Here is a 19,772-nt window from a genome sequence, read left to right as displayed (position 1 = left end):
CACATCAGGCACCGTAATCCAGCCACCGCAAAATGATCGACGACAGCCGTGGCGGGATAACCCCCAGGGCCCAGCATCCGAGGTTCAGCGGGAACGGAAAACTGATCCGCGCCTGGTTCGCCGCCAGGCCACGCTGGATTCTTCGCGCGGCTTTGTCCGGGGCCCAGAGCAAGGGTTTGGGCCCGGGCATTTCAAAGCACATTTTCGACTCGACATAGCCGGGCATGATCACATTGACCTGCACACCGTCCGCCGCCACCAGGTCGCGCATGGCTTCGCCGTAGGCCTTGATCGCCGCCTTGCTGGCGCTGTAGCTCGGGGTGGCGGGCAGCCCGCGCCAGCCGGCCAGGGAACTGAACAGGGCGATCTGCCCGGACTTGCGCGCACGCATGAACGGCAACGCCGCCTGCACCGTGGCCAGGGCCGCCAGCACATTGATTTCGATCAGCGCCTGGGACAACTCCCAGATTTCACCCTCGCCATTGTCGCCGGTGGAGGTGTTGACCCCGGCGCCGACGATGATCAGGTCCGGCGCCTCGCTCACGCTGATCTCGCCAATCCACCGCCGCAAGGCTTCCAGGTCCTGGACGTCGAGCGGCTGCAGCAACACCCGGGCACCCAGGGCGCGGCATTGCGCGGCCATTTCTTCCAGGCGGTCCAGGCGCCGGCCTTGCAGGATCAGGGTCACCCCCGGCGCCGCATAGGCAGGCGCCAGGGCACCACCGATGCCGCCTGTGGCACCGGTGATGAGAATGCAGCGTGGAGACTTGTGCAGCGTCATAGGTACTGTTCGATCTTCGAGGTTTTGGCCATCAACACTTCCAGGGAATTGTTCACCGCCATGTCGATGCCACAGCGGGTATAGAAGCCGCCGTTGACCTGGGTGGTATGAATCACCGTGCTGCGAAAGCGTTGAAAGAGCGTGGAGTCAGGTGGTTCCGGGTGATCCCAGAACGCGTCGAGGCCGCCCTGGTGGGTCAGCCCCTTGAGGTTGTAGATCGGGTCGCTGAGGGCGATGGTCGGCACGTTGTGCATCAGCGACGAGCCGCCCACGGTGCTGTTGACCGTGACCACGCCGGCGACGTGGGACAGCAGCGTCGGCATGTGCCCGCTTTCGAGGAAGTCCACGCGATCGGCGATGCCCAGCTTGTGGGCAATGCGCCGGGTGATGCGCTGGTAATTGATGATGCCGGGGGTCAGCGGATGGTTCTTCACCACCAGCCGCGTATCGCCGGCGGCATGGCGGGCGAACGAGCCCATCACGTGCTTGAGCACATCCTTCATGTGGCGGAACGGCGAGTGATCGCGGATCTGCGCATCGCTGTCCAGCTGCAGGGGCAACAGGAAGGTGCGGTGACGATTGCGCGCCACCTCACTGATCACCTCGGAATCGCGACCCTTGGCATTGAGCAGGCGAATGCCCTGGCGAATGTAGCCCGCATACTCCACCGCCGCGTTGAACGGCGCGTGAGTCTTGTAATGCGGGAACACCACTTTGTTCAACGCGCCGCCGACGTGGTACATCACGTCGTGCAGGGCCCGGGAGGCAAAGGACAGGCGGAACTCGTTGCCATTGTGATAACGCGGGATGTACTTGCCCACCTCGCGATACCACTCCGGATCCCGCGGCAGCAGCGAGTGATTGTTCACGCCGTTGCGCTCGAGGGTGATCCAGTAGGGGCGGAAGTAGCCTTCCTCGAACACGTGCACGCGGATCCCCAGCGACTTGGCCAGCGTCACCGCAGGTTGATGCACCGGCCGGCAGTCGCCGAACAGCACCACGTCGGTGATGTGCTCCGCCTTGAAGCAGTGGCTGTAGAAGTCCGCCAGTTGCTCGGGGCGCGCCGAATAAAACACCCGCGCACCGCTGCCGTACAGGGTATCGCCCATGTTGAAGCTGACGGACTTGACTCGCTGTCCTTCGTTGCGCAGGGCCTGGGCCAGGCGCGCGAAAAACGGCGAACTGACGCCCTGCAAAAACAGGAACGAGTTGCGCGGCTTGACCGGCACCGGACGCAGAGAGCGTTGACGGGGAACTAGGATTTCCTGAGGCGTGGTTTCAAAACCGTAAGGAGCAAACGCTGAATCATCTCTCGCCATGTTGGAGTTCTTCCTTGCGTTGGTACTTCATCCCAGTTCTGGATCTCAGTTAGCGTTCGTTCAGGAGTAGTAAATTTTCGGGTGATGCGGCTGACATAGGTCGGGTAGCGGATCAGCGTCGCGGCCACCAACTCGTCCAGGCTCAGGCGCCGGGTGCGGCGCGCCTGGACGTCCGGGCTTAAATCGCGATCCTCGGTCAACCCCCAACCGGCATAGAACGGCTGGCCGTAAGTGGTCACCGGCACGCCGCGCAACAAAGCTTCGAAGCCCGATTGCGAAGTCAGCACATGCACCTCGTCGACCTCGGACAACAGTGCGTGGAACGGCACATCGCCCACCACCTGGTTGCACCAGTCGCTGGTGCGTTCTTCGTCTACGCCGGCCTCGCGGGTACCGGCCAATACTTCCGGGTGCGGCTTGTACAACAGCCACGCCATGGGGTGACGCTCGCGCACTGCCTTGAGCAAATCCAGGTTGCGGCGGATCCGGTGCGCGCCATAACGAATCGACGCGTCGGACTCCACCTGGCCCGGTACCAGAATCACCCGCTCGACACCGGCAGGGCGTTTCCACGGCGTGCCGGGCAGGTTGTACTTGGTCACGCCGGCCACGCAGATCGCTTCACGCAAGGCCGCTGCCCGCTGCAACAAGCCCGGTGCACAGGGCTCGTTTTGCAAGATGTGTTCCAGCCGCGAAGGGCGGGTGGCGTCGTAGTAAATGCCCAGGTCGTCGAACACCCAGGACAAGGGGCGGGTTTTCTTTGCGCCCAGGCCGACGGAGCGCAGGAAGCCGTCTTCGACGCGGCCGAGGTGGCGACCCGCTTTCACGGACAAGGGCATGTCGTGCTGGCAACCCCACGTGACGACCGGAGCGGCCACGCGACGACGGGAGAAACGCCCGAGAAACCGGATGGATGAACCGTTGAAAAAGTCGAGCACCAAGGGTTGTTTCCACTTGCTGAAGCCGACCATTTGCAAGGCATGGGGCAAGCGACTGCGCATCCGTCGCTGCAAACCCAACCACGCCAGCACGGTCTCCACTTGGCATGGCGCGCCCGTCTCCGGGTCGACGTAACGCGGGTATTCCACCAACGCGGCATGCAGCAATTGCTCAAGACTGACGGGCTGACGTCGCTCAGGCGCGGGCAACGCATCCACGGTTAGGCCCCAGCCCGCATAGAACGGCATGCCAAAAGTGTGCACCGGCACGTTCCACAACAGGGCATCGAAGCCCAGTTGCGAAGTCATCACGTACACCGCCTGCACGGCCGAGAGCAACTCGGCGGGGTGCACGTTATCGCTGATCACCTGAACCCGTGGATGCTTGCGCAACGCCGCCAGATCAAAGTGCCCCTGCTTGCGCCCGGCCACCACGTCCGGGTGCACCTTGACCACCACCGTGCACTGCGGGTGACGGGCCAGCGCGGCGTCAAGCATGCGCTGGAAATCGGTGGCACTAGCGCCTTGCAACGAGGCATCGCCGCGGGTCTGATCGGCGACCAGCACGCAAGGCTGCGGCAACACGCAGGCCTCGATCCGCGCGCCGTTGTACTTGGATACACGCTCCTCACACCAACTTGCCTGCAAGGCACGCGCACGCAACACCTGGGCTTGGGTCAGCGGCAGGGGAATCAGTTGTTCGAGGCGAGAAGGGCTGCTGGCGTCGTAGTAGATGCCCAGCGGGTCGACGACCAGCGACAGCGGCGGGTCTTCAGCCCCCAGGCCCACCGAACGCAAAAAACCGTCTTCGACCGTAATCAGCGGCAACCCGGCAGCGTCGGCAGCCGCCTTGGCACGCAACGCGCTGGGTTTGCGTCCCCACGCCAACACGTCATCGGCCCGGGCAATGTCGCCCACAGCTCCACACAGCAGCCGATACTCAGGCAGCAAGGCGGAGAGGGTAGGGATCTGTTGCGCACCTTTAGACAGAATCAGCAAAGAGCGACGCGGTGAAGCAGCATTGTCCATAAAAAACAGCGGATATCCATATCGGGCGCAATCATCGGTCAGGCACGCATTAATGCGTCTGCCTGGAGGAAATGCTTAATGAAATATGCCGAGAATGATAATACAAACAGAGGGTAACCATTCACAAAAGTACGAAAAAACTGACGACTTTTTCACATAAATGGAGATTCCATCAAACACCTGCAGACCCTCGACTCAACGGCCCGATGAGCGGCATACCTGTAGCTAACAGCGCGATTGACAACCGCAAATAAACCAATCAAACGGCTTACACACCCTTGTAGGAGCTGGCTTGCCAGCGAAGGCGTCCACCCAGCCAACCATCTCACCCAGATTCACACATCTCCTCAAGAAACATCCGACAAACTTTTCAGGTTGTCCCTAGGAAGCAGCATCTCTAGCCTTTGTCCGCCGCTGCCAAATCAGTGGCCGGGACTGGAACCCTGGTGAATAAACGGCTCAATAACGTCACTCATAGATGGAGCTCCACCATGCCCAAACATTCCCCAAGCACCATGTTCCTCATCGCCCCAGGCATCGACACCGAAACCCTGCTGGCCCACGCCTGTGAGTCGCTGAGGTCTGCCAGTGTCATGGCCAGTGATTTCGCAACATTCGTCGACGGGCCGCAGCGCAGCATGCTGTTGGGCATCCAGCAAGTGATCATGCTGGCGGATATGGCGGTGAATCGCGCGCTGGATAATCTCGATCCGCAAGGGTAATCGCGGTGCTGGAGGCGCCCTCGAGTCATCCAAGCCCCTTGGAGCTGGCTTGTCGGGTCGCCGCATCGCAGCGAAGGCGTCCTCACTTCGAACAACGAACGTCCGTATCGACTCGCCTCGCCTAACGGCCCGACATCAAAGGCAGCGCCAACAAATATTCATACTTCGCATGCAACAGATCCAGCTTGCCCCGTCGCTTATAGTCAGCAATGGTCGTGGGCCGCAGGAAGTACCAGAGTGAGTTTTGCAGGAACAGGTAATCCAGGTTGCGCAACGCCTGTTGCCGGTCGAACCGAGGGTCCAGCACCTCGACATAGGTTGCGAGGAACTCGGCGCGAACGGCTACAAAACGTTCCATATCGCTGCGCCGAAATACCGCACTCACATAGGACCCACCGTCAAATCCGACACGCCCGATCTTGAACTCGCTCCAGTCGATCATCTGCAGACCCTGGGGCGACTGGAAGAAATTCTTGCGCAGGTAATCCATATGGCAAAAACAGCGCTGACTGGTTTTAGCGGCCTCGGCCTCGCGACGCAATATTGGCCGCAACGCAAGAAGTTGACCCGGCAGGTCGGCAAAGCGCTCATCGTCTCCAGCCAATTCCACAAGGGAGTGCAAATATCGCTCGAAATTGAAGCGCGGCCGCAGGAGATACCAAGGTCGAAAAAAATCCATGGTCCAGAACTTGGGAGCCTGCCACCAGGGTGAGAACCCCAGATACCGACTGGACAGATTCTCGATCTCGGCAATGCCCGGTGCCATGATCTTGGCGATAGAGGCCAAACGTGGCGGGCGGCCTTGTACGTAGCTGGTAAAAATCAGGCTTTCCCAAGGCGTCTCAATGACGCCCAGGCAAATCGGATGCTTGAAATGAACGCTTCCCCATAGCACGTTGCGCTCCCGATAGAAGCGTGACTCGAGGCTGGGGATAAAGAGAATTTTGCGAATCGACTTTTCGATCACATCAATCGTGGCGCCGGTACCGAGATCCGTCAGTCGGTGATGGCGCACATAACTGACGAACGAGGCATTGGACGCCAGGTCGGTGGTGACGATGCTGAAACCATTGGCTCGATAAGCTGGCAGGAAAAAGCTCAGGCGTTTTTCCAGCGTGGAGCGGCTTAACCAGAAGGCATTCCTGTTCCTGGTGAGTGTTGTGATGTTCGATTCGATACCCATATCTTCCAACTGTAAGCAATCATCCATTTATGCCTGACACACCCGTGAAGTCGGCGCGATCCTTGCCCACTTCCCGTAACAGTTGACCAGAAGGGGCGCGATAGTACGGACTCCGTCCATTGATTGCCAATTATGTGGCGCGCTATGAGGCAGATTTGGGAAATTTCCTACAGGCGGAGGGACATCTTCGTTCCCTCGCTGCTATTCACCCGTTACCATACGCGCCTTCAAAATCAAGGAGCGATAAGGTCCCCATGAATCACCTTCCCATTGCCAAAGAAGCGCTTTATGCGCAAGCGCAAGCAATCAGTAAGCTGGCGGAGCGCCTGGATGGCGAATTCCAGCGTGCGGTCGAACTGATCCTCGGTTGCAAAGGTCGCACCGTCGTGTGTGGCATGGGCAAATCCGGTCTGATCGGGCAAAAGATGGTCGCGACCTTCGCCTCCACCGGCACCCCGAGCTTCTTCCTGCACCCGGCTGAAGCCTTCCACGGCGACCTGGGCATGCTCAAGCCGATCGACGTGCTGATCCTGATCAGCTACAGCGGCGAGACAGAAGAACTGATCAAGCTGATCCCGAGCCTGAAATCCTTCGGCAACAAAATCATCGCCATGACCGGCAACGGAAAGTCGACCCTGGCCAAGCACGCGGATATCTGGCTGGACATCTCCGTCGAGCGAGAAGTGTGCCCAAACAACCTGGCGCCGACCACCTCCACTTTGGCGACCATGGCCATGGGCGATGCCCTGGCGGTGGCCTTGATCGAAGCCATTCAATTCAAGCCGATGGACTTCGCCCGCTACCACCCCGGTGGCAGCCTGGGTCGTAAGCTGCTGACCCGCGTCAGCGACGTCATGCACTCACCGGCACCGATTGTCACCCCGGCCACAAGCTTCCACGATTGCTTGCTGGTGATGACCCAAAGCCGCATGGGCCTGACCGTGGTCATGGAGGAGGGCGCACTGGTCGGTATTGTCACCGACGGCGACCTGCGTCGTGCACTGCTGGAAAACGAAGGCGTGATCCACACCACCGTCGCCCACTTCATGACCGCCAACCCTCACACCATCAAGGATGATTCGCAGCTATCGGAAGCGGAAGCCTACATGCTCGACAACAAGATCCGTGCCTTGGCCGTTACCAATAGCGAAAACGCTGTCGTAGGCGTGGTCGAAATCTTCGACTGATAACCGCCAGCTCCTACGATCCCACACGATCCATATGGGAGCTGGCACCGCCTGCTTGAAGGTTATTGCGGCTATTTGAAGACCGATGACTATGGGGGCATAAGCCTAGGGCTCCCAATCTTACGAAGAGCGATTGGGCTGCTGGGCGCACGCGAGGCGCAAGTCGAGGTGCAAAAAGTGCAACTCAAGGGTAAGTCGGGAAGCGGCGATATAGCATTAAAGCTGATCTGCTATTTTTACGGTATCGAGATTGCGCTCAAGCAGAGCAGTGATGACGGGCGGAAAAAGGCTCGTTAGGTGCGTCTGCGCTGTTCGAGCAGAAAGAATGGATGGTAAAAACCTTGATACGAGTGACGACCACAATACGCATTCGGCAAAGCTATAGGCCAGCTTGCCAGCAACTTGAACAAACTTGAACGATGCGTCGAAGAAGGCTACTTGTCGATCGACAATAACGCTGCCGAACGTGCAAGCCGACCCTTTCTCATTGGAAGAAAGAGCTAGTTATTTAGCGATGCGCCCAGAGGTGCGACAACCAGCGCTCAACGTTACAGCTTGGTCGAGACTGCCAAAGCCGATGGCCATGAGTCCTATAAGTGGCTGCGCCACGCATTACAACGGCAGCCATTGGCGACCTCGTTTGAAAATTACAAAGTGCTGTTGTCGTAGAGCTACTCGCTATTCGCCTAATTGAGTGCCATCCACCTTGAAGTTGGTGGGTTTATAGAGCGGTTAAAAAACGGATCGCACTTTGGGCTATGATATGAGAAATGTCTGGTATTCGAGTCAGTATGCATTCGCTTCGTGATGTAAAGTCTCAAAGCTAGAGTATCGGAGAAGAAAGTTAAGTTAAGCTTATTGGCGCCTAGCAAATTGCTAGGCGCCAATAAGGTTAACCAGTTGTTTCTAACTTCAAAGTTGCTAGCTCGTTTTCTACTCTTTTCAATTTTTCGTGCATGGCTTCGAAAGTTTCAAGTGGAACAAGTTTTCTATTTTCTAGGAAGGAGTGACACGCTTTCACGTAAGGCGCTATTGAAGGACTGACCTCTTTTGAGATGTCAATGTCAAGGTAGTCATAAACCGCTGTAGGGAGAAAGCAAGTAGAGTGTGTTTTCTTGGCCAGAAGTCCAATTAGGCCAAATTCAAGGCATTTGTTTGCTTTGTTGTACTTGCTGAGTCTGGATTTATCGGTGGGTTCGGGGTTGTCAAATGCGGATTCGATAGTCGTGTCTATGTCAATAGTTATCGGCTGTGAAAGCTCCCACACAGAATACAGCTTCGAGAAACATTTGACTATACTGTGATTTTTATTTGAGATTTTTACTAAGGAGTATCCGTCTGACCAAGCGGAAATCGCAATAATTTCCAAGCCTGCTGTATGGGGTGGGAGACGCTTAGGGTTTGTTAAGTAAGCTACATCTTCACGAAAAATAGAGTTCTTTTTTTCAGTTGTTTCACCAGGCTGAATCATCGACGCTTCAATAATGGTGTATGATGGACCTGTTAGGTCTACTGGTTTTAAGTTGCATTGATTCGTTTGGGCATGATTTGCAATATTTATTCCAAGTTGGTGCAGAAAACCTTCGTGCAAGTGTCTGGGATGTGGTATTAGATTCATTACGTCTGCAACCGGTAATTCAGTTGTGATTGCAGAGAGGTTAACAATCTTAAAACCGTGTGCTAAGCAGTTCAGAATGTGTCGCTCATTTATGGAGTTTATGAATTCAACTCGCTCCATATGTGGTGCATGGTGATTGGCAGGGAGAATAACAACATAGACATTCCTATTTGTCATGCTCAATATTCTGTAGTACTCATCAATCTCTGTGGATATTGATTCAATGCTTAGTTGTGGTGAGGCGGCAAAAAAAGAGTCGTTCACATTTGACTCTGTTACTACAAAGTTAGCGTGCCGTATTAGCTCTTTGTTTCTTTCAAGTTCATATAGATTCTGAATGCAAGAAGTTGCACCAAGACCCAATCTTTTTGTTTGTACTTTACTTTCAAGTCCTGAGCCAATTCCGAATTTCAGAACAGAGTTACTACCGCCAAGCAAGACGCAGTCCATGTGCAAAAGCCCTTTGCAGACCTAAATGAGAATGGCTGGGATTATGCCGTCATGATTGATCAGAATAAAGCTTGATTTTTGGTTGGGAGCAATTTGTTAGCTACTCAAATCGACCCATAGAATCAAACCTGCACCCTGAAGCCTGCGTGATTTATAATGAGCGTGTAGGCTGTATTTTTATACAGTTATTTGAGAGTGATCATGGCTAAAAGAAGCAAGATTCAAAAGATCCCCAGTTCGTTCGAATTGCTGGCTGCCCGGATTCAGAAGCAAATCATTGCCCCTGCTGCCCAAAAGGCCCAAGCAGTGACGATTTACAAGGAGGAAGGCGAATCTTCTGATGATTGGGAGCAGATCGTAAGCGCCATCTCCGAAACCGACTCAGTCTACGTAACAGTTCAAGACGATGACGGTGTAAGGATTTTTTGGGATGTGCCTGATCAAGATTGAGTTGTAGCTTTCTAAATGTCCGCCAAGCGCGGGCTTTTTTTCGCCTGGAGAAAAGCGATGAATGAAATGGAAATGGATCGCGACATCCTTGCCCAAACGCTGTGGGATGAGGCTTGGGGGGATTGATCGGCCAGATCGCCGTGGCCGGGACCATGCGCGACCGCTTGAACGATGGCAAGCGCGACAATGAAAACGGGGCCAACATCGGCCCCGTGTCTCTCCGCGATGAGCGACTCGTCAGCTTACTGCGCCATCTTCGCCATCACCTGCGCATAACCCGCAGCAGTGCCCAGTACCGCGTCCTTGCCCTGAGCAAACAGAATACTGTCCGCCACCTCACGAAACGCACCGGTACCGCCCGCTGCATTCAGTACATGGGTGGCCGCCGCTTTCACGTACACCGGCGCATCCGCGACTGCAAACGACAGGGCACACGCCGCGAAGGCCGGAAGGTCGATGCAGTCGTCACCAATGCACGCCGTTTGCGCGGCGCTGACACCGGCTTCAGCCATCAACTGGTTGCAGGCCGCCTGCTTGTCCTTCACGCCGAACTGGCAAAGGGTAATGCCCAGGTCAGCCACGCGCTTGCGCAGCGTTGCCGAATCACGACCTGACAACACCGCCACCCGCACGCCGTTTTCTTCCAGCAACCGCATGCCCATGCCATCACGCACATGGAAACGCTTCAGGCATTCACCCGTGGCGTCGTAGTAGATGCCGCCGTCAGTGAGCACGCCATCCACATCGGTAATCACCAGGCGAATGTCGTTGAGAGTCGGTTGTGGCGCAGGGGCCAGCCCGCTCATCAGCGCCCGCACTTGCTCCAGGCATTCTGGGGTGTCCACACCCGGGCCGGTCGGTTCGACCTGGTACGCCCGAATGCAATAACCCGCGGCCATCAGCCTCAGTTGCTCGAGTTTCTCCGCATGCTCCAGCATCGGCTGAGGCAGGCTGCTGTAGTCGGCTAGCACATCGCGACGATAACCATAGACACCGACATGCTTGAGGTAGTGAGCGACTTCGCCGTCTCGTGGGTACGGAATCGGCGAGCGGCTGAAGTACAACGCGTTCCCGTTATTGGCCAACACCACTTTTACGGTGTTGGGGTTGCCGGCTTCGTGCGCTTCGATCGGGTGGCACAAAGTACCGACCTTCACGTTCGCATCAGCGAGCATGCCCGCAGCCAGCGCCTCGATGTCCGCTGGACGCACCAGCGGCTCATCGCCTTGCAGGTTGATGTAGATATCCGCGTCGATCAGCGCCATGACTTCGGCCAGGCGGTCGGTACCGGACGGGTGATCCGGCGAGGTCATCACGCATTCCCCACCGAACGCCCGCACCGCTTTTGCAACGCGCTCGTCGTCGGTGGCGATCACCACCACATGAGCATTGCCGACTTGCAGGGCGCGTTCGTAAACGTGTTGCACCATCGGCTTGCCGGCAATATCAGCCAGCGGCTTGCCCGGCAGGCGGGTCGAGCCATAGCGGGCCGGAATGACAATCGCGACCCGTTGTTCTGTACTTGCCATGTTCACAATCCTTGTTTCAACAGACTTGGCTTCAGGCAATGTTCAGTGGCGGGAACGATTTGACCAGGTCATCCAGTGCCTTGATCTGCGCCAGGAACGGCTCCAGCTGATCCAGCGGCAGTGCGCTTGGGCCATCGCACTTGGCTTGATCCGGGTTCGGGTGAGCTTCCAGGAACAGACCGGCCAGGCCAACACCCATACCGGCACGTGCCAGTTCAACGACCTGCTCACGGCGACCACCCGATGCTGCGCCCGACGGATCACGCTGTTGCAGTGCGTGGGTAACGTCGAAAATGATCGGCAGGTTCGCGCAGGTACGCTTCATCACACCGAAGCCCAGCATATCTACTACCAGGTTGTCATACCCTAGGCACGTGCCGCGATCGCACAGGATCAGTTGGTCGTTACCGGCTTCCTTGAACTTGTGCACGATGTTCTGCACTTGCGATGGGCTCAGGAACTGAGGCTTCTTGATGTTGACTGGCTTGCCGGTTTTGGCCAGAGCCACTACCAGATCGGTCTGACGGGCCAGGAATGCTGGCAGTTGCAGCACATCGCACACTTCGGCGACAGGTGCGCACTGATAAATTTCGTGGACATCGGTAATCACCGGTACGCCGAATTCAGCCTTTACCGCTTCGAAAATACGCAGGCCTTCTTCCATGCCAGGGCCACGATAGGAGTGGATGGAGGAACGGTTGGCTTTGTCGAAGCTGGCCTTGAAGACGTATGGAATGCCCAGTTTCTCGGTGACGCGCACGTATTCGGCGCATGCGGTGAGCGCCAAGTCCAAGGATTCAAGGACGTTGATGCCGCCGAACAGGACGAAAGGGGTGTTGTTGGAGCATTCGATGGTTGGGGTGATTTTCAAAGCAAATATCTCATTTAGCTAGGTGTGAAAATATTATCGGGTCAATCTAGGTATTCAGTATAAAGCCTTAAAGCGTTAATCAGCATTGCTTGCTGTCGATCGGGTCTGTCCGCGTGTAGCGGCAGCATTGACAGAAACAATAATACAGTTAATGGTAAGATTTCTTTGGTGGTGATGCCTGGTAGAAGGTTTGATTTGGTGAACGCCTCCTGTATGCGTAGCAATCGCTCATCAACTCGAAAGACGATTTTTTGAGCTTCACTTTCCTTGTTTTCGATTTGATAGCGCCCAGCGAATATGAAGTCATATAGACCTATAACGGAATGACAGACCTTGGCAAGGTCATATTTTTGATCTCCCAAAATTGTCAGCTCCTGTTTTTGGTTCAAACCACGTGGATCAATTACTTTAATCGATCTGCGTTGGGAGTCATAAAGAATATTGCTGAAGCAAAAGTCCCCGTGAAGCACTGTTGGAATTAACGGCAACTCTAGTGTGCGGGAAATACAATCTTTTGCAATCTGATGAAGACTATGGAGTTTTCGTCTGTCATAGGCAGTAGGTGCGTTCAAATCAATGCCAGAGCTTTTGGCAAATTCTTCAAGTCGAGAAAATGTTTTGTCTTCATATAAGTTGCGCGCATCAATTTGAATAGTTTCAGTCTGATTGTTTTTATTAAGGCTGGCAAAACTGTTACGAGTATCTCGAAAAAAAATACTGATTAGATTAAAAATTTCTTTCCAGAAAGAATTCGGATTTCGTCCATGCACTAAAATCTCGTTAAGAGGGGGGAGGTGCAGGTACTCAAGTACATAAAAGGGGGTGCCGCTTTCGATGTCTATGCCGCTATCAATTAATTGTGGTGTGTAATGTATTAGCGCGCTAGGAAGTCGTTTGAACCATTCAGTTTCGGCAAGAATCTTCATGTGTGGAGTGCCCGACTTCCTAACGGTTCCATTCTCAATGCGCAGAGAATTGAATACTCGTTGAGTGGTGATTTGTGCGCGCGATACGAAATAAGTTTCCACATCTCCAAGGTCGTACCAACCAATAATTTTTGGGTACTCTAATGCGACCAGTTCTGCGTAGATACGCACTGCCTCCTTGAAGTTACCTTGTGATAATCTCAGCGCGCTGATGAAATCTGCGGATGATGAAAAGGAAAAGTAGCCGCACCACTGTAAGGAAGAGCCAGACTGGTTGAGCTCCGCTTTCAATGCATGCTTGTTTTCGACAACAGGGTCAGAGGCAGCGACAGCGATAAGATTGGAGTTCTTCGGGACTTCATCCAGAAATGTATCGCCATGCAATAATCTCAAAGGCTCTTTGTCGGCGTGGTCAAATGTATCTAAAATATAGAGCAAGCCATGGGCTAAAGAAAGATCGCTCGGAACAAACACACAATCAATCTCTAAAGAAGTAAAGAGCATCTGTTCGTCAATAGTTATCTTGAAATTTTCAGGCAAGGATACGACTATCTTTTCATCATATGTGTTGCGCAGCATTGAAACTTGATATTCGAGTAGCTTTCTGTTGCCAATAGGCAGCAGGCAAGGAGGTAGCTTGCCAAATTCTGCTTGAATTTCAGGAGTGGTATATGCTGCTGAATTGATAATGATCATGCCTTGATGCTCTTCGATGTTAGTATTTCAAGAGATGATATTTAAATGTCTGATACAATTAAGAGAACGGAGATGTAGTTTGTTATTAAAGTGTGGTTGATACGAGTTATTTTTCATGCTTTGCTTCTTCGTATATTTTTAATAGGTTTATATATTCACTTGGGGTTCCGCAGAACTCGATTTCATTTGGGTGTACTTTCATGAATTTAACTATTTTTCCGGATTCAATTAATCTGTTATATAGCGGTGCAACGTAATATTCGCCGTTTATCGATGAGTTTGTGCTGACGGCATTTAAATATGCTTCTTCAAAAGTATTTTTGCTTTTAAAATAATAAAGCCCGTCGCTACATAGATCGGATATGCGTTCCTTTTCGGCCGTTCTTGCCACCGTTTCAGAATCCTTTGGAAAAATAAAAGACCAATGGTTTCCAGGGCCGTCAAAGACTTCGAGATATCCGTCGCACTCACCGATAAATTTAGGTTTTCTATAGTTTTTTCTGAATGTGTCAATGTTAAATATAATAATCGGCTCGTCGGATTCTAATTCTTGGGTAGCGAGAAAGACCGTTTCTGCCTGGCCGTTAGTCTCATGGTTAAGCGTAATAATTCTGTAGTCTTCTAGGCCAAGTTTTTGTAGTTCGTTTGTTACGAATTGGTTAGTGTTATAAATGTTTCTTGTAATGAAAATGAATGGTTCTTTGTTGAAATAGTGCTTAAATGAAAGAACTGCTTTGGAAAATACGGAAACGCCATCTACCTCAAGCATGTATTTTGGCTTGTCGAATCCTGCATTGAAAAAGCGACTGCTAAGCCCTGCCATGGGTATAATAATCAATTTTGCATTCCGTTTTTTTTCATGGTGAGAGTTTCAATTTTCTTGGTTAGGTCATTCACTTCCATGGTGTTATTTAGTGTATTGCATACTTCAATGCTTGCCCGCAAGGTAATTTCATTTGAGAAATTTCCAAGTTTGCATGACTGTTGTAAATATATCCAGGCTAAATTTAAATAAAAATGTTTTTTATCTTGTGCGCATGATTTTGCTATTTGGTGATAGGTTGTGCCTATATGTCTTAAAAAAATATGATCTTTATTATTTTTTATTGATGCAGAAAGTAGAGCTTCCAAGGCTTTGTCTAAATTACCTAACTTTGATAGGGTAAGTGCATAATCGATGGTCGGGCGTGCATCGTGATCTTTTAAATAGAGATGTGCTTTTTCGTACAAAGGAAGCGCTGTAATTAGATCGTTATGAGATTTAGCGATGCTAGCTAGAAGCCAAACTTTTTCTATAGGTGCTTTGAGGATGTTTTCTTTCGAAGGAAGATCAGCGCTAATCATCTTTTCTTTGTAGTAAAGGTTAGCCATAAGCATGTGTGCTTTTGACTCTCCAGATGACAAAGTAGGCTTTGCAGTGATATCAATCATAAATGCAGGAAAAACTTCTCCTACTTTTTTTCGAGCAACGGAAGTAGATACAAGTGCTTTTGAGTTTATGGAATTGCAGGTTATATTTTTTATAAATTTGACATGATAACCTAGCAGGCGTTCCGCGGAACGCTTGCTATATGCTAAGTTTGGATGCTTGGCAAGGTTCCAATAATCAGAGAGCATTGTAAATATTTCGGCGTAGTCATCCATGCTTCGCGAACTTCCGATCGCAAAAATATCACTCAAGAAAAGCTCGTCGTTTAGAGAGCTTTCATCGGCAATAGTGCTGATTTCATTGTCGGAATGTTCTCGTTTTACACTTGAAATTATTTCTTCTAGGTTGTTAAAGTCAATGTCTGTTCGGGCTCTAATTACAATGTCGTATTTAAAGTTGTTTTGAGATTCATAATTTTTCTTTAGTTCGTTTGAATCGTGAATTTTATAAAACATTGGGAGCGAAAACATATATCGCTCTGGCATTGCGTCAAGAAGGTCTGCAGGATAAGTAATGCCATTTAAAGTCCGATTGATTTCGAAATCAATTATTGATTCTTCTATGTGTATTGCTTTGATGTTTGGTATTAGTGAGGTTACTAAGTCTTTATCAATTTTCTTGTTATCGTAGAACAGTTTGTGAAGCGCTGGATAGTTTCTTTTGAATTTTTTGATGTCGTAGTTATATTTTTGATTTTCGTCTAGACCAATAATCAGTTCTGCAATGGAAGCGCTCGGGAAGAAGCGATCATATGCAGAGGTCGCCTCGATGTCATTCCAAGTGCTGATAAATACATCAGCACTAGTCTTTTTTATGAGCGCGACAAGCTGGTTATCTTCACTTAGGTTTCTAAGGTGGCCAGATACACAGATTGCAATTCTCATTTTCAGGCTTCCAAAAGCATCTTTTCGATTTCCGCAGTCAGCGCAGTATAAGAATGTTGCTCGGAAAAAGTTAATTGCGATACTTTTTGAGCGGCAGATCTGGCTGCATCATTCTCTAGAAGTTTAAGCACGGCGTAAGCAAAGCTTTCTGGTTCCGACTCACAGATCAGTCCGTGGCTTATATCTATCCCTTCAAAAGCAACGGGTGTTCCGACGAGTGCTTTGCCGTATGCCATCCCTTCAACGACCTTGATTTTCATTCCGGTGCCGTAGCGAATCGGGCAAACGATTACTCTAGATGATTCATAAATAGGAGTAAGTGATTCTACAAAACCTTGCTGAATAATTCTGTGCGGGAAGCTTGATTTGGCAATGGCTTCTTTGATTTTTCTGTTTCTATTGATATTTCCCTGAATCAAGAATTTTGCTCTAGTGTTCTTTGAGAGAATTACAGGCAAAACATCGGTGATAAACCAAGCAAGACCGTCAACGTTAGGCGCGGAATTGGATCCAATGAAAGTAATGTCATATTTGAACTTCGAGGAAAGTACAAATCTTGGGTCGTCTGTGGCCTTCAGCGTCACAAGTTTTGCTTTTGGTTTATATATTTCCTGGATCGAATCTGTTTCTGCGGGTGAAATGGATACAGCTATATCGCAGTTGTTGATTTCTTTAAGTTCGCTTGCAATGAATTTTTTCAGATATTTTTTTCTACGCGAAGGGCGAAGCTCTGGAAGCACATCCACTTCTACGCGAGCGGATTGCATGTCGTGCATGTCGACAATGATTTTTGTATTGGTTTTAAGGTTTGAAGGTTTTACCTTCATGTAGTTGAACCATGCGAAATCGAATTCGTTAGAGTTCAGGCTGCTCATAATGATTTTCTTGAAGTTATCAGGCAGCATTTTGCTGTTGTTAATCAAGGCGTCGTGATAGGTGAGCTCTGAGAAGTGTTGCAGAATTTTATATTTGCTATCTAGGCGGTTAAAGAACGTATTTTCTTTTTTTACGTAGTTTGGATGTCGGCGTACGCTAACACTTAAGTTTATGTTTTGATAATGCGTTTCGAGGCGCATCTTAAGATCGTTTGAAGAGGTTTTCTCCTCGCTTTGATTTAGAATCAAAAGCGTTACTCGATGCCCGCAGTCGAGTAACGCTCTGATCATTTGGTCAGTGCGGTGCGCACTTCCCCGATTAATAGGAATCGGGATTACAGGACTTACAAAGAGTATGTTCTTTTTTTTTTCAGCTCTAGAGGTACATTCACTTTGTCAAAGTGAATTTTGCGCGTGATATTTCTATAGGAACCGTCCTTTTGTTGAACTAGTTCAGTTTCGAATTTGCCGAACGAATAAACATTGTTTACCAGGTGGTGAATAAACCGGTTGCGGGTGTTTTCGCAGGGCTTAAAGCCGCTATGAAGCCAGTAGGCGACATCCTCAGCACTATTTACGCTGTGGTTGATGTTTGGGTGCGAATAAAAGGCATTTCCGGCGTGCAGAACTGGTTTGTTGAACAGTGCGGAAATTACGCCCACGCCACTGTTAACCAATAATACCGCCTCTGACATTTCAATGAGATCGTGGATATGGGTGTCATCATCAACATACATGACGTCAGCCGATGGACGATTTTGTTCAAGAGGGTGTTTTTTGGCAACGATCACCCATTCGTCTGAATGCTGTTGGAGCAGATTTTTTGTCTTCGACACAAGTTTCACAAAGTTTTCGAAACTTCCGACTTGACCGCTGAAGAATTTAATTGTGGTATCGGAGGGGCGTTGAAATGGAACAAAAAGAACTTTTTTGCCCGTTAATCCCAGATCCTCTTTAAGTTGTGATCCACCGATTGCTGGTGCTTGATTTTCAAGCGGAGCATGTGTTTTCGCTTCTTCGATATAAGCGGTTACCGCTTCCTTTTCATCTTCATTCAGAGGTTTATCCCAGGTGAGTGGGTGATAGGTAGCGCTGTCGGCGTTGAAGCCGAAGTCGAAGAACCACGAGCCTGGAAGTGCGCCTCGGTCAAAAACTAAAACGGGGAAACCCAAAGTTTTTAAATGTGTATAAATCCAACGACGGCGTTCATTGCCGTAAGGGTTTGGCATTATCACCATATCAAAGGAGGAGTTGCGTATGAAGGTGATCGCCTCGTCGGCTTTCTGAAATGAACCTTCTTCGCGGAACGTGATAGTACCGAACTCACTAATGGTAGATTCGATACTTTTATAAGCGGCTGAGAACCGATCCCCAAGAGCCAAAATCTCAAAAACGCCATTTCTCATTTCAATATTTCCATATGTTGGGGGTTGATTTAACTTGTTACGCAACTGTCATTGGTTCTGATACACGGCCATATCGATCTTCAAATCTCACGATATCATCCTCACCCAAGTAAGCGCCCGATTGGACTTCGATCATCTCCAGAGGGATTTTCCCCGGATTCTCAAGTGCGTGTACGACGCCTATGGGGATGTAGGTCGACTGATTCTCGGAAAGCAGTATCTGCTCATCACCAATCGATACTTGTGCCGTGCCAGTCACAACAATCCAGTGCTCTGCGCGGTGATGGTGCATCTGTACCGAGAGCTTTTGCCCTGGTGCAACCGTGATGCGCTTCACCTGATAACGCGGACCGTGGTCAATGGAGTCGTAGGCTCCCCATGGACGGTATACCTTGCGGTGATTGGTCGCTTCAGTGCGCGCACTTTGTTTGATGCGATCAACCAGCAGTTTTACGTCTTGCGCCTTGTCTTTGGCCGCGACCATTACCGCGTCTGCGGTTTCGACCACAATAACGTCATCCAGGCCCAGTACGGACACCATGCGATGCTCAGCATGAACATAGGCATTGCGGGTTGCTTCGAGCATGACGTCGCCGCGGGAGGCATTGCCCTGGGAGTCCTTTTCGGCAATTTCCCAGACCGCCGACCATGAACCTACGTCGTTCCACCCGGCGTCCAGGGGGACCACTGACACCTGGTTGGATCGCTCCATCACGGCATAATCGATGGAAATGTTTTCTGCGGTTGCAAAGGCCATGGTGTCGAGGCGGGTGAAGTCCAGGTCTTCCTTGGCATTTCTCAGCGCTGCCTGTACGGCATTAAGAACTTGCGGGGCGTGTTCTTCCAGTTGAGCGAGCATGCTTGATGCCTGGAACAGGAACATGCCGCTGTTCCAGTAATACCGGCCATCAGCCAGGTATTGCTCTGCAGTGGCGAGGTCCGGTTTTTCAACAAATTCTTGAACAGCCTGAATTTCGTCGGATTTCTCTGCGACGCGAATGTAGCCATAACCTGTTTCAGCTTTGTTCGGAACGATTCCGAACGTCACTATCTGGCCGTCACGCGCTGCGGGTGTGCCTGCTGCAAAAGCCTTGTGTAGCGCATCCAGATCATCGAACACGTGGTCGGCCGGTAACACCAGCAGCAACTCGTCCCTGCCTGTCGCCAGGGCTTTCACCACCGCCGCGGCAATGGCGGGGGCGGTGTTGCGGCCGATCGGCTCGAGCAAAATAGCCTGAGGGTTGATGCCCAGTGCCCGGCACTGCTCAGCCACCAGGAAGCGGTGGTCTTCGTTGCTCACAACAATCGGGGTCAGCGGTCCATCCTGGATGCCCGCCAGCCGCGACAACGTCGCCTGGAACAGCGACTGGTCGCCGTTGAGTGTGAGGAACTGCTTTGGGTGCATTGCACGCGAAAGCGGCCAGAGTCTGGAGCCTGAGCCACCAGAAAGTATTACTGGGATCATGTAATTTCCCTATC

General features: G+C 51.5%; 16 protein-coding genes and 1 pseudogene. 4 read left to right on the top strand and 13 right to left on the bottom strand.

Annotated elements, in window-relative coordinates; all coding sequences use genetic code 11:
- Positions 1-4: 4 nt before the first annotated feature.
- The 3 genes from BKX96_RS11680 to BKX96_RS11670 are packed head-to-tail and all read right to left on the bottom strand — an operon-like array spanning position 5 to position 4,037.
- Positions 5-781 (bottom strand): SDR family NAD(P)-dependent oxidoreductase, encoded by a 777-nt coding sequence (locus BKX96_RS11680; RefSeq protein WP_077183963.1) that lies wholly within the window; start codon positions 779-781, stop codon positions 5-7.
- On the bottom strand, positions 778-2,100 hold the full coding sequence (locus tag BKX96_RS11675; protein ID WP_077183962.1) for a capsule polysaccharide biogenesis protein: 1,323 nt from the start codon (positions 2,098-2,100) through the stop codon (positions 778-780). Before BKX96_RS11675 ends, BKX96_RS11680 begins: the two co-directional genes overlap by 4 nt.
- Positions 2,037-4,037, bottom strand: a complete 2,001-nt coding sequence (locus BKX96_RS11670; RefSeq protein ID WP_508607230.1) for a capsule polysaccharide biogenesis protein — start codon at positions 4,035-4,037, stop codon at positions 2,037-2,039. The genes BKX96_RS11675 and BKX96_RS11670 overlap by 64 nt, the downstream gene beginning before the upstream one ends.
- Positions 4,038-4,558: 521 nt before the next feature.
- Between BKX96_RS11670 and BKX96_RS11665 the strand changes: the two genes are divergently transcribed.
- The gene (locus tag BKX96_RS11665) at positions 4,559-4,789 is read left to right on the top strand and encodes a DUF6124 family protein (protein WP_080957079.1); all 231 of its coding nucleotides are present in this window, start codon (positions 4,559-4,561) and stop codon (positions 4,787-4,789) included.
- Between the two features lie 121 nt (positions 4,790-4,910).
- Here BKX96_RS11665 and BKX96_RS11660 read toward each other — a convergent pair whose 3' ends face one another.
- Positions 4,911-5,972 carry a phosphotransferase gene (locus BKX96_RS11660; protein ID WP_143512420.1) on the bottom strand — a complete coding sequence of 354 codons (1,062 nt, stop codon included), beginning with the start codon at positions 5,970-5,972 and terminating at the stop codon, positions 4,911-4,913.
- 254 nt (positions 5,973-6,226) lie between these two features.
- Here BKX96_RS11660 and BKX96_RS11655 point away from each other — a divergent pair, with 254 nt between their 5' ends.
- Both BKX96_RS11655 and BKX96_RS33205 read left to right on the top strand, forming a co-directional pair.
- Positions 6,227-7,159 (top strand): KpsF/GutQ family sugar-phosphate isomerase, encoded by a 933-nt coding sequence (locus BKX96_RS11655; RefSeq protein WP_077183960.1) that lies wholly within the window; start codon positions 6,227-6,229, stop codon positions 7,157-7,159.
- 48 nt (positions 7,160-7,207) lie between these two features.
- Positions 7,208-7,828: pseudogene (locus BKX96_RS33205) on the top strand (IS66 family transposase); the annotation flags it as partial.
- A gap of 223 nt (positions 7,829-8,051) precedes the next feature.
- On the opposite strand, the gene BKX96_RS32225 reads toward BKX96_RS33205, so the two are convergent.
- Positions 8,052-9,227: a hypothetical protein gene (locus BKX96_RS32225; protein ID WP_143512419.1), complete on the bottom strand. Its 1,176-nt coding sequence runs from the start codon at positions 9,225-9,227 to the stop codon at positions 8,052-8,054.
- A 201-nt stretch (positions 9,228-9,428) separates the two neighbouring features.
- On the opposite strand from BKX96_RS32225, the gene BKX96_RS11635 reads away from it, so the two are divergent.
- Positions 9,429-9,677: a DUF1654 domain-containing protein gene (locus BKX96_RS11635; protein WP_077183957.1), complete on the top strand. Its 249-nt coding sequence runs from the start codon at positions 9,429-9,431 to the stop codon at positions 9,675-9,677.
- Between the two features lie 242 nt (positions 9,678-9,919).
- Here BKX96_RS11635 and kdsB read toward each other — a convergent pair whose 3' ends face one another.
- The 8 genes from kdsB to BKX96_RS11595 form a co-directional block, all read right to left on the bottom strand.
- Positions 9,920-11,206, bottom strand: a complete 1,287-nt coding sequence (kdsB, locus tag BKX96_RS11630) for a 3-deoxy-manno-octulosonate cytidylyltransferase (protein WP_077183955.1) — start codon at positions 11,204-11,206, stop codon at positions 9,920-9,922.
- A 31-nt stretch (positions 11,207-11,237) separates the two neighbouring features.
- Entirely contained in the window at positions 11,238-12,077 is an 840-nt protein-coding gene (gene kdsA, locus BKX96_RS11625; protein ID WP_077183954.1) for a 3-deoxy-8-phosphooctulonate synthase, read from the bottom strand.
- A 41-nt stretch (positions 12,078-12,118) separates the two neighbouring features.
- Complete coding sequence (locus BKX96_RS11620; RefSeq protein WP_077183953.1) at positions 12,119-13,699, bottom strand: hypothetical protein; 1,581 nt, start codon at positions 13,697-13,699, stop codon at positions 12,119-12,121.
- Positions 13,700-13,805: 106 nt separating this feature from the next.
- Positions 13,806-14,537 (bottom strand): glycosyltransferase family 2 protein, encoded by a 732-nt coding sequence (locus BKX96_RS11615; RefSeq protein WP_077183952.1) that lies wholly within the window; start codon positions 14,535-14,537, stop codon positions 13,806-13,808.
- On the bottom strand, positions 14,534-16,012 hold the full coding sequence (locus BKX96_RS11610) for a hypothetical protein (protein ID WP_077183951.1): 1,479 nt from the start codon (positions 16,010-16,012) through the stop codon (positions 14,534-14,536). The genes BKX96_RS11615 and BKX96_RS11610 overlap by 4 nt, the downstream gene beginning before the upstream one ends.
- Positions 16,013-16,014: 2 nt before the next feature.
- Complete coding sequence (locus BKX96_RS11605) at positions 16,015-17,088, bottom strand: glycosyltransferase family 4 protein (RefSeq protein WP_077183950.1); 1,074 nt, start codon at positions 17,086-17,088, stop codon at positions 16,015-16,017.
- 143 nt (positions 17,089-17,231) lie between these two features.
- A complete protein-coding gene (locus BKX96_RS11600) occupies positions 17,232-18,293 on the bottom strand; it encodes a capsular polysaccharide export protein, LipB/KpsS family (protein WP_077183949.1) in 1,062 nt (353 codons plus the stop codon).
- 37 nt (positions 18,294-18,330) lie between these two features.
- A complete protein-coding gene (locus tag BKX96_RS11595; RefSeq protein WP_077183948.1) occupies positions 18,331-19,758 on the bottom strand; it encodes a mannose-1-phosphate guanylyltransferase/mannose-6-phosphate isomerase in 1,428 nt (475 codons plus the stop codon).
- Between the last annotated feature and the right edge of the window lie 14 nt (positions 19,759-19,772).

The sequence above is a fragment of the Pseudomonas putida genome (assembly GCF_001976065.1).
Classification (GTDB): Bacteria; Pseudomonadota; Gammaproteobacteria; order Pseudomonadales; family Pseudomonadaceae; genus Aquipseudomonas; species Aquipseudomonas serbica.
Note: the sequence above shows the minus strand (reverse complement) of the source record. Positions and strands in the feature narration are given on the sequence as shown.